The sequence below is a fragment of the Streptomyces sp. NPDC059900 genome, from assembly GCF_050270335.1.
GTDB lineage: Bacteria > Actinomycetota > Actinomycetes > Streptomycetales > Streptomycetaceae > Streptomyces.
Map to the genome: position 1 here is coordinate 1 of NZ_JBNNJZ010000370.1, position 8,361 is coordinate 8,361.

An 8,361-nucleotide genomic window follows, 5' to 3' on the forward strand; every position below is an offset into this window, starting at 1 on the left:
GAAGAGCATCGCGACCGCCACCAGGCCGAGCAGCCCGACATAGGCCAGGGCATGCGTGCGGTCGCCGAATCGCGGCGGGCGGCGCCGCAGCACCGCGATGACCGGCAGAGCCCCCAGGAGCAGCGCCGCCGCGGCACCGACGTCGACAAGGCCCGCCAGGTGCACGCGGGCGTCCGCGGCGGCGGGCACCGCCGCCACCGTGAGGGCCACCGCGGTGGCGGGAAGCGCGATGGCCAGGGTCAGGGGATTGGCCAGCGTGGTCGCCACCCGCATCGGATGCCCCGCCCGCCGCATCGCGGGAACGGTCATGACGCTGCCGCCCACGCCGAGGAAGGCGGCCACCGCGCCGATCGGGGCACCCAGCAGCGGCGGCAGCGGGCGCGGACCGTCGGCCCGCGCTTCGGAGGCGGGGCGCAGGAAGCCGGGGCGCAGCAGCAGGTCGGCGATGGTGAGCCCGACATACGCGATGAAGGCCCAGCGGACCGGCTCGGCCGGGGCGAGGCGCGCGGCGAAAGCTCCGGCGGCGGCACCGGCCGCAAGGAGCAGCACCAGCGGGCCGCTGCCGCGCAGCGAACGGAGCACCCGGCGCGGGGTGACGGCCGTCGCGAACCCCGCGTTCACCACCATCACCAAAGCCGAGGTGGCCGTCGCCACCCGCATCGCGTCCGCGCCGAGCGCGGCGTCCGCCCACACCACGACCGGCACCGCGACGAACCCGCCGCCGAAACCGAACAGCACGGTCGTCACTCCGGTGAGAAGCCCGACCCCGACCAGCACCACGAAATCCATGTGCCCCACCCCACCAGCCGCGAACACCTACCGGCATGCGATGGTCAGCACGGTTCTTTCGCGTCCCGGCCACTAGGGTGGGCGGGTGAAGAACGTCCCGCTCGCCGATGTCGACCACGTCGACCGTGCGGTCCTGCCCATCGGCACCGACTACCCGCCCGGCCACCTCCTGGACTGGCACGAACACCGCCGCGCGCAGTTCCTCTACGGCGCCACCGGCGTCATGGTCGTCGACACCGCCGAGGGGACGTGGACCGTTCCGCCCGAGCGCGCCGTGCTGATCCCGCCCGCCACCCGGCACCGGGTGCACATGCTGGGGGTGAGCACCCGCAGCCTGTACGTCGAACCGGCGGCCGTCCCCTGGTGGCCCGCCACCTGCATGGTCGTGGACGTGCCGCCGCTGCTGCGCGAGCTGCTCCTGGCCGCCGTCGAGTTCGGGGCCCACTACAGCCTCTCGGGGCGCGAGGGCAGCATCGCCGCCCTCCTCCTGTACGAGATCGCGGAGCGCACCCCGCTCCCCTTCCACGTCGGGATCCCGGCCTCCGCCGACTTCGCGCGGCTGTGCCGCGCGTACCTGGCCGCTCCGGATGCCGAGGCCACCAACGCCGCCTGGGCCGCCGCGACGGCCATGAGCGAGAGGGCCTTCACGCGGCGCTTCCGCTCCGAGACCGGTGAGAGCCCCGCCGTCTGGCGGGCCCGCGCCCGGCTGCTCGCAGCCCTCCCGCTGCTGCGCACCGCATCGGTCAGCGAGGTCGGCGCCCGGATCGGCTACGCCTCTCCCGCGGCGTTCACCGCCGCCTTCAGCCGGGCCTTCGGCGTACCCCCGTCCCGCTTCACCACGGGCCCCGCCGGCGGGCGGCGCTGACACACATCGGCCCGACCGGCGCCGCCGACGCCGTCACGAAGGCGGCAAAAGAGGGTCTGACCAGCATGTTCGTGAAGAAACCGGCCGGAAAGCGGCATCGAAGCGGGTCGTCTACCCATCGGCCCCGTCTCCACGCCCGGTGCACCCGCAAAACACCGCCCAGGCTGTGAGCCCACCCATAGGAGCCAGGTCACATGCTAACGACGGTAGTAGAGCAGCCGGGGCTCCGGCGCGGGGCCGCGGTTCTCCTGTACAGCGTCTGACCAGGGGCGACCTGCGTAACGGGGTAGTACGTCACATCATTGCGTCCCGCTTCGGCCACCGCTAACCCTTGCTGAAGTCCGGGGAGCCGCGACGCACCGAGCACATCCGCTCGCTTCGACCGAGCCCCCTCCCGTACATCGCATTGGAGAGTTACCCCCGCATGGCCACCACCCAGACGCAGACCAGCACCAGCCGCATCAACCGACTGCGCAAGATCTCCGTCGCTGGTATCGCCACCGCAGGCGCCGCGGCCGCAGCCCTCACGCTGATCCCCACGCAGGCCCAGGCCGCCGAGCCGACCGCCGCGACGAAGACCGCCAAGGCCGCCGCAGCGAAGGCCGACGACAAGAAGTACGGCAACAACCTCGACGGCTGGATCCGTGAGTCCCTGGACATCATGAAGTCCAAGGGCATCCCCGGCTCCTACGAGGGTCTGCACCGCAACATCATGCGCGAGTCCTCCGGTAACCCGAACGCCCAGAACGGCTGGGACGTCAACGCGCAGGCCGGCACCCCCTCCAAGGGACTGCTCCAGGTCATCCAGCCGACCTTCGACGCCTACCACGTCTCGGGCACCCCCAATAACCTGACCGACCCGGTCGCCAACATCACCGCCGCCGCGAACTACGCCGCCGACAAGTACGGCTCGATCGACAACGTCGACTCCGCGTACTGAGCCACCGGCCGGCCAAGCAACTGATCCACCGGTCACCGGTCAACGGTCAACGAGAAGAGGCAGCGCATGCCGCACGAAGGCAGTAACGAGCAGCAGGCGCACATGGCCACCGGCCCCGCAGTGCCCGAGTACGGGCCCCCGCGGGTACGCGGCTCCCGGCGGCGCAAGCCGCGCAAGAAGACCCTGCGCTACGTCGCATGGGGCGCCCTGGGAGCAGTCCTGATAGGCGGCGGAGGTGCGGCCTACGCCTGGCAGCACCTCAACGGCAACATCCAGGGCACGGACATGAACGCCGCACTCGGGAAAGACCGGCCGAGCCAGCAGAAGAACGGCTCGATGAACATCCTCCTGCTCGGGTCCGACTCCCGGGCCGGAACCCACGGCCAGTACGGCAAGGGCGTCAGCGGCGCCCGCGCCGACACGGCGATGGTCCTGCACGTCGACAAGACCCACAAGAAGGCCTCGGTCGTCAGCATCCCCCGCGACACCATGGTCGAGCGGCCCCAGTGCGCCAAGCCGCACGGCGGCACCGCCACCGGCGCGCAGCAGGCCATGTTCAATTCGTCCTACCAGGCGGGCGGCCCTGCGTGCACCGTCAAGACGGTCGAGAAGATGTCGCACGTGCGCATGGACCACTACCTCGAAGTCGACTTCAAGGGTTTCCAGAAGCTCATCGACGAGCTCGGCGGCGTCGACATCACCACCCGCAAGGCCATCAACGACCCCAACAGCGGCCTGGCCCTGAGCGCCGGCAAGCACACGCTCAAGGGCAAGCAGGCACTGGAACTCGTCCGCACCCGCCACGGCGTCGGCGACGGAAGCGACCTGGGCCGCATCCAGCTCCAGCAGGCGTTCATCAAGGCGCTGATCCACCGCGCCGACACCGTCGACCCGCTCGGCAGCCCCGCCCAGTCCTACGACCTGGCCGACACCGCGACCAAGTCCATCAGCGCGGACTCCGAGCTGGCCTCCGCCGACAAGCTCCTCGGTCTGGCCAAGGAGCTCAAGGGCATCAGCCCCGACCGCACGAACATGGTCACGATGCCGGTCACCTATGACTCACAGGACTCCGGACGGGTCCTGCCGCTGAAGAAGGCGTCGCAGCAGGTGTGGTCCGCCCTGCGCCACGACCGTTCCATCCCGAAGTCCGCCACTCAGGACTCGGTGGGCGACAAGAGCGACTCGCCGGTCTCCGCGGGCGCCTGACCCGCCCCCGGCCCGGACCCCGGCCCCGTGCGGCTGAGGGCTCCGGGCCACCACGCCTTCGGGCCGATGTCGCGGACCAGGGCCGGCACCAGGAGCGAGCGGACGACCAGGGTGTCGAGAAGGACGCCGAAGGCGACGATGAAGGCGATCTGCACCAGGAACGCCAGCGGGATGACGCCCAGGGCCGCGAAGGTCGCCGCGAGCACGACCCCGGCCGAGGTGATGACGCCGCCGGTCGCGGTCAGGCCGCGCAGCACCCCTTCGCGGGTCCCGTGGCGCAGTGACTCCTCGCGCACCCGCGACATCAGGAAGATGTTGTAGTCCACGCCGAGCGCCACCAGGAAGACGAACCCGTACAGCGGTACGGAGGAGTCCGTCCCGCTGAAGCCGAGGACGTGCTGGAAGACCAGGGCGGAGACTCCCAGCGTGGCCAGGAAGTTGAGCGCCACCGTCGCCACCAGCAGAACCGGCATGAGCAGCGACCTGAGCAGCCCGACCAGGATGACCAGGATGATCGCCAGGACCACCGGCACGATGAGCATGCGGTCGTGCTCTGCGGTGCGCTGCGTGTCGTACTGCTGCGCGGTGTAGCCGCCTACCAGGGCGTCGGCGCCGTCCACCGCGTGCACGGCGTCGCGCAGCCGGGCCACGGTGTCCTTCGCCGCGTCGCTGTCGGCGGCATCCTCCAGGGTGGCGTCGATCCGGACGCGGCCGTCGACCACGAGCGGCTTCCCCGCACCCGGCCGGCCGGAGGAGCTCACGGCCGCGGCCGACGAGACCCCTTCGGTGCGCCCGGCCGCGGCCGTGACCTGCTTGACCTTGTCCGCGTCCGCGATCACGACGGCCGGATTGCCCGAGCCGCCGGGAAAGTGCTCGCCCAGTGTCTGCTGTGCGGCCACCGAGGGCGCGTCGTTGACGAAGATCTCGTCCAGCGGCACGCCCTTGGAGCTGAGCGTGGGGGCGAAGGCCGCACAGACGAACAGTCCGGCGAGCGTGGCGGCCCAGGCCTTGCGCGGCGCCCGGTCGACGAGCGAGGCCACCTTGGTCCACAGGCCCTGTCCGGCGGACTTCTCCGTGGCCGGCTTGGGCTTGGCGGGCCAGTACGCCGCCCGCCCCAGCAGGACGAGGACCGCCGGCAGGAAGGTCAGCGTGCTCAGGACGGCACAGGCGATGCCGATGGCGCCCACCGGCCCGAGCGCGCGGTTGTTGGTCAGATCGCTCAGCAGCAGGGCCAGCAGCCCCAGCGCGACGGTGGCGCCGCTGGCGACGATGGGGCCCAGCGATCGGCGCAGCGCGGCCCGCATGGCGGCGGCCCGGTCGCGGCCGAGGGCCAGCTCCTCGCGGAAGCGTGCGGTGAGCAGCAGCGCGTAGTCGGTGGCGGCGCCGATGACCAGGATGGAGAGGATGCCCTGGACCTGGCCGTCGACCCGTACGACATCGTGGTCGGCGAGGACGTAGACGATCCCGCAGGCAAGGCCCAGCGCGAAGACGGCCCCCAGAATGATGACCAGCGGCAGCAGCAGGCTGCGGTAGACGAGCAGCAGGATCACCAGGACGGTGATCAGGGCGACCCCGAGGAGCATGCCGTCGATGCCCCCGAAGGCGTCGGACAGATCGGCCTGACTGGCCGCGGGCCCGGCCACCTGCGCCTTTGTCCCCGGCACCTGGTCCGCGGCCTTTCTGACCCGCTCCAGGGTGGGTTCCAGTTCCTCGCCGAGATCGGGGCGCAGCTGGACGACGCCCTGCAGCGCCCGGCCGTCCTTGGACAGCAGCGCGGGGGACGCCGGTCCGGCGAAGCCCTCACGGTCGTCGAGGGATGCCAGCGCGCGGGTGGCGCTGTCCTGCTGGGCCTTCTCGATTCCGCCGGCCCGCGCGGCACCGTCCGCGGTCCACACGACGATCGCGGGCAGGGTCTCGTCCTGGCTGAACTTCTTCTGCGCGTCGATGACCTGCGTGGACTCGGCGTTCTGGGGCAGGAAGGCGGCCTGGTCGTTGGTGGCGACCTCGCCGAGCTTCCCGGCGTACGGCCCGAGTGTGCCGCCGATGCCGAGCCAGGCGACGAGCAGGACGACGGGGACGAGCCAGCGTGCCAGGCGCGTACCTGTGGACATGGATCTCCTTGCGGGGCTCAATACCTCAACAACTAAGAATCTCAATGATTGAAGCATTCCGGCTGTCGGGAGTGTGCATCGGGTGCCCCGTGTCGGTCGGAAGATGCGGGCAGACAGCCCTAGCGCTGGCTCGCGCGCAGCTCGGAGAGCTCTTCGTTCATGGCCGCCAGGAAACGCAGCGCCACGGAGAGTTCGTCGTCGCTGAACCGCACGCGGGCGCTCTCCGTCGCTGCGGCCAGCGGCCGGAAGAAGGTACGCGCCGCGGCCTTGGCCCCGGGGGCGTAGTGCAGATGCACCACCCGGCGGTCCTGGCTGTCCCGCGACCGGCGGATGTGCCCGGCCCGCTCCAGCCGGTCCAGGCATGCGGTGACGGCGCCCGAGGTCAGCCCCAGGTGCTCGCGCAGCCGCCCCGGAGTGAGCGGATCATCGGCGTCCAGGATGGCGGCCAGCGCCTGGACGTCCGTGGCGTGCAGATCGTGGCCGGCGGCGAAACCATGGATCACGCGGTTGATCTCGCCGTTCATGCGCCGCAACTGAACCGCGAACGCCTGGAGGTCCGTCGGCACCGGATCGGCTGCCGCACCGCCGCTGAACGCTGAATCATCTGTACTGGCCACAGGCGAAGCCTATAGATCCCTCGCCCGGCGACGCCCTACGGCCCGGCCTCGCCGCCCTCCGCCTCGGAGACGAGCAGGGGAGCGGCGGGGGTGTAGGTCACGCCGTACACCCGGGCGAACCGGTTGGCCGCCGCCGATGATCCGCCGAGCCGTTCCAGGAAGAACGCGCGCGCCATCGACTCCATCTGCTCACCGCTCACGTACATGACCCACCGGTTGGACGCCGCGCTGAAGCGGGCCTCCTGCACCGCCTCCTCCAGGCCCGGCGCGGGCCCGTGGCGCAGCTGTCCGCGCAACGCGACGAACCGCCGCAGCGCGTCCAGGTCCGAGCGGCGCAGGCCCACCTGCTGCAGCCCCGGCGCCGGGGCCCTGACGGCCGCCGGGGCGGCCCGCACCCGTGCGTACAGGAGCGCGTCCCAACCGTCGTCCGTCAGCAGTACCGCCCACGCGACCGGCCGCCCGGTCTGCGCGGAGAGCTCCGCCTGCTGTTCCGGGGGCGCCGCCCGGGCCAGCCCGAGTTTCACCAGGGCCCCCGTGGCGCGTTCATCGAGGCCGGGTCCTGCCGTGGCCCATCCATCAGTGGTGCCCTGCATGTCGGCCACGCGTCGCAGCAGCACGTCATGCCCAGTCGAACGCCGCATCCCTGCCCTCCCGCCGCACAGTGCGTTGCCGCGACGCTAGCGTGCATCCGCACCCGCAGGAGGGCGGTTGAGCATTGCGCACCGCACCTGTTTCAGCTCGGCGCAGTTGGCTACCCGACCGCCACGAGAGCACGGCGCTGTGCAACGTAGGCGCCGGTGGGTTGGGACAGACAGCCGCCGGCGCCGCCCTTCCCCCGGGGGCCGGGGACTATGGCCATAGATGTGGAGGATCTGCGATGCTCGATTCAGCGGCAGCTCCGTCGGCTTGACGGAGGCTGCCCTGAGTCAATGAGAGGCAGAGGTGGTGGCTTCCTCCCCGGACCCGGACCCGGTCCTTACCCCGGCACTGAACCAACAACGAGATCCCGAGCCGCAGTCCGCCGAAGACGAGTGCGCGGACGAGGTTGCCGAGATCAGGGCGCTGCGCACCGAGGTCAACGACCTGCATCGCGCCATGGAGTCGCATCCCGCGATCGACCAGGCGCGGGGCATGCTGATGACGCTGGGGCCCTGTACGGCGGACGAGGCGTGGGAGGTCCTGGTCGAGGTCTCGCAGCACTCCAACACCAAACTGCGCGCCGTCGCGGAAGAGCTGATCGCCACGACGGAGGGCGAGCCGCTGCCCGGCGAGATCCGCGCGGCGCTCAGCGCGGCGCTGGAGAAGCGGTAGGCGGACGGCTGCGGGCCGAACATGCCCCCGGGGCTGTGTGGTTGTGAGGACCCTCAAGCCGGCCCGGACAGTTTTCTCGGCACGGCAGGCAATGAGCCACGCGTTCCCGGGGCGCCGCATCCGGTTGCTGCCCGCGGCCGAAGCGGACTTCGCCGCTTTCTGGAAGCCGCGGGCAGGCACCGCTCCGTGAACCGTCAGCTCATCAGGCCGTCAGGCCATCAAGCCGTCAGCTCCGCGAGGTCGGTCGCGTCCAGGTGCAGCCCGGCCGCGGCGAGGTTCTCCGCGAGGTGGGCAGGCGAGCCCGTGCCGGGGATGGCCAGCATGTTCGGGGAACTCGCGAGCAGCCAGGCGAGGGCCACCTGCGCGGTCGTCGCGCCGTGCCGCTCGGCGACCTGCGCGAGACGGCCGTGCTCGATGGGATCGAAGCCGCCGCCGAGCGGAAAGAACGGCACGTAGGCGATGTCGTGCTCCTCGCAGCGGGCGAGCACCGCGGGGTCGTCGTGACGGTGCACGTGGTACTGG

At 71.4% G+C, this 8,361-nt stretch carries 9 protein-coding genes; 4 read left to right on the top strand and 5 right to left on the bottom strand.

The window, feature by feature from the left end; genetic code table 11:
- Window positions 1-789: sulfite exporter TauE/SafE family protein (locus tag ACQKIP_RS32775; RefSeq protein WP_427744963.1), on the bottom strand; the 789-nt coding region annotated here is incomplete at its 3' end.
- Window positions 790-874: 85 nt separating this feature from the next.
- Here ACQKIP_RS32775 and ACQKIP_RS32780 point away from each other — a divergent pair.
- The 3 genes from ACQKIP_RS32780 (at window position 875) to ACQKIP_RS32790 (ending at window position 3,800) form a co-directional block, all read left to right on the top strand.
- Window positions 875-1,654, top strand: coding sequence for a helix-turn-helix transcriptional regulator (locus ACQKIP_RS32780; protein WP_365856519.1), 780 nt, complete (start codon window positions 875-877; stop codon window positions 1,652-1,654).
- A 424-nt stretch (window positions 1,655-2,078) separates the two neighbouring features.
- Window positions 2,079-2,594, top strand: coding sequence for a transglycosylase SLT domain-containing protein (locus ACQKIP_RS32785; protein ID WP_365856521.1), 516 nt, complete (start codon window positions 2,079-2,081; stop codon window positions 2,592-2,594).
- Window positions 2,595-2,660: 66 nt separating this feature from the next.
- A complete protein-coding gene (locus tag ACQKIP_RS32790; RefSeq protein WP_427744965.1) occupies window positions 2,661-3,800 on the top strand; it encodes an LCP family protein in 1,140 nt (379 codons plus the stop codon).
- On the opposite strand, the gene ACQKIP_RS32795 is transcribed toward ACQKIP_RS32790, so the two are convergent.
- The 3 genes from ACQKIP_RS32795 to ACQKIP_RS32805 all read right to left on the bottom strand — a co-directional run bounded on the left by ACQKIP_RS32795 (window position 3,749) and on the right by ACQKIP_RS32805 (window position 7,169).
- Window positions 3,749-5,911, bottom strand: coding sequence for an MMPL family transporter (locus ACQKIP_RS32795; RefSeq protein ID WP_365856523.1), 2,163 nt, complete (start codon window positions 5,909-5,911; stop codon window positions 3,749-3,751). The genes ACQKIP_RS32790 and ACQKIP_RS32795 overlap by 52 nt on opposite strands.
- Before the next feature lie 119 nt (window positions 5,912-6,030).
- Window positions 6,031-6,528, bottom strand: a complete 498-nt coding sequence (locus ACQKIP_RS32800) for a MarR family winged helix-turn-helix transcriptional regulator (protein WP_365856525.1) — start codon at window positions 6,526-6,528, stop codon at window positions 6,031-6,033.
- Between the two features lie 35 nt (window positions 6,529-6,563).
- Window positions 6,564-7,169: a DUF6417 family protein gene (locus ACQKIP_RS32805; RefSeq protein ID WP_427744968.1), complete on the bottom strand. Its 606-nt coding sequence runs from the start codon at window positions 7,167-7,169 to the stop codon at window positions 6,564-6,566.
- 304 nt (window positions 7,170-7,473) lie between these two features.
- Here ACQKIP_RS32805 and ACQKIP_RS32810 point away from each other — a divergent pair, with 304 nt between their 5' ends.
- The gene (locus ACQKIP_RS32810; RefSeq protein WP_365856529.1) at window positions 7,474-7,839 is read left to right on the top strand and encodes an ANTAR domain-containing protein; all 366 of its coding nucleotides are present in this window, start codon (window positions 7,474-7,476) and stop codon (window positions 7,837-7,839) included.
- A gap of 218 nt (window positions 7,840-8,057) precedes the next feature.
- On the opposite strand, the gene ACQKIP_RS32815 is transcribed toward ACQKIP_RS32810, so the two are convergent.
- Window positions 8,058-8,361, bottom strand: a 304-nt coding sequence (locus ACQKIP_RS32815) for an aldo/keto reductase (RefSeq protein WP_427744969.1), incomplete at its 5' end; no start/stop codon positions are given.

Excerpts from the sequence above, each read along its gene's own strand:
- ACQKIP_RS32790 (WP_427744965.1), top strand. The coding sequence starts at position 2,661 with ATGCCGCACGAAGGCAGTAACGAGCAGCAGGCGCACATGGCCACCGGC.
- ACQKIP_RS32785 (WP_365856521.1), top strand. The coding sequence starts at position 2,079 with ATGGCCACCACCCAGACGCAGACCAGCACCAGCCGCATCAACCGACTG.
- ACQKIP_RS32805 (WP_427744968.1), bottom strand. The coding sequence starts at position 7,169 with ATGCGGCGTTCGACTGGGCATGACGTGCTGCTGCGACGCGTGGCCGAC.
- ACQKIP_RS32795 (WP_365856523.1), bottom strand. The coding sequence starts at position 5,911 with ATGTCCACAGGTACGCGCCTGGCACGCTGGCTCGTCCCCGTCGTCCTG.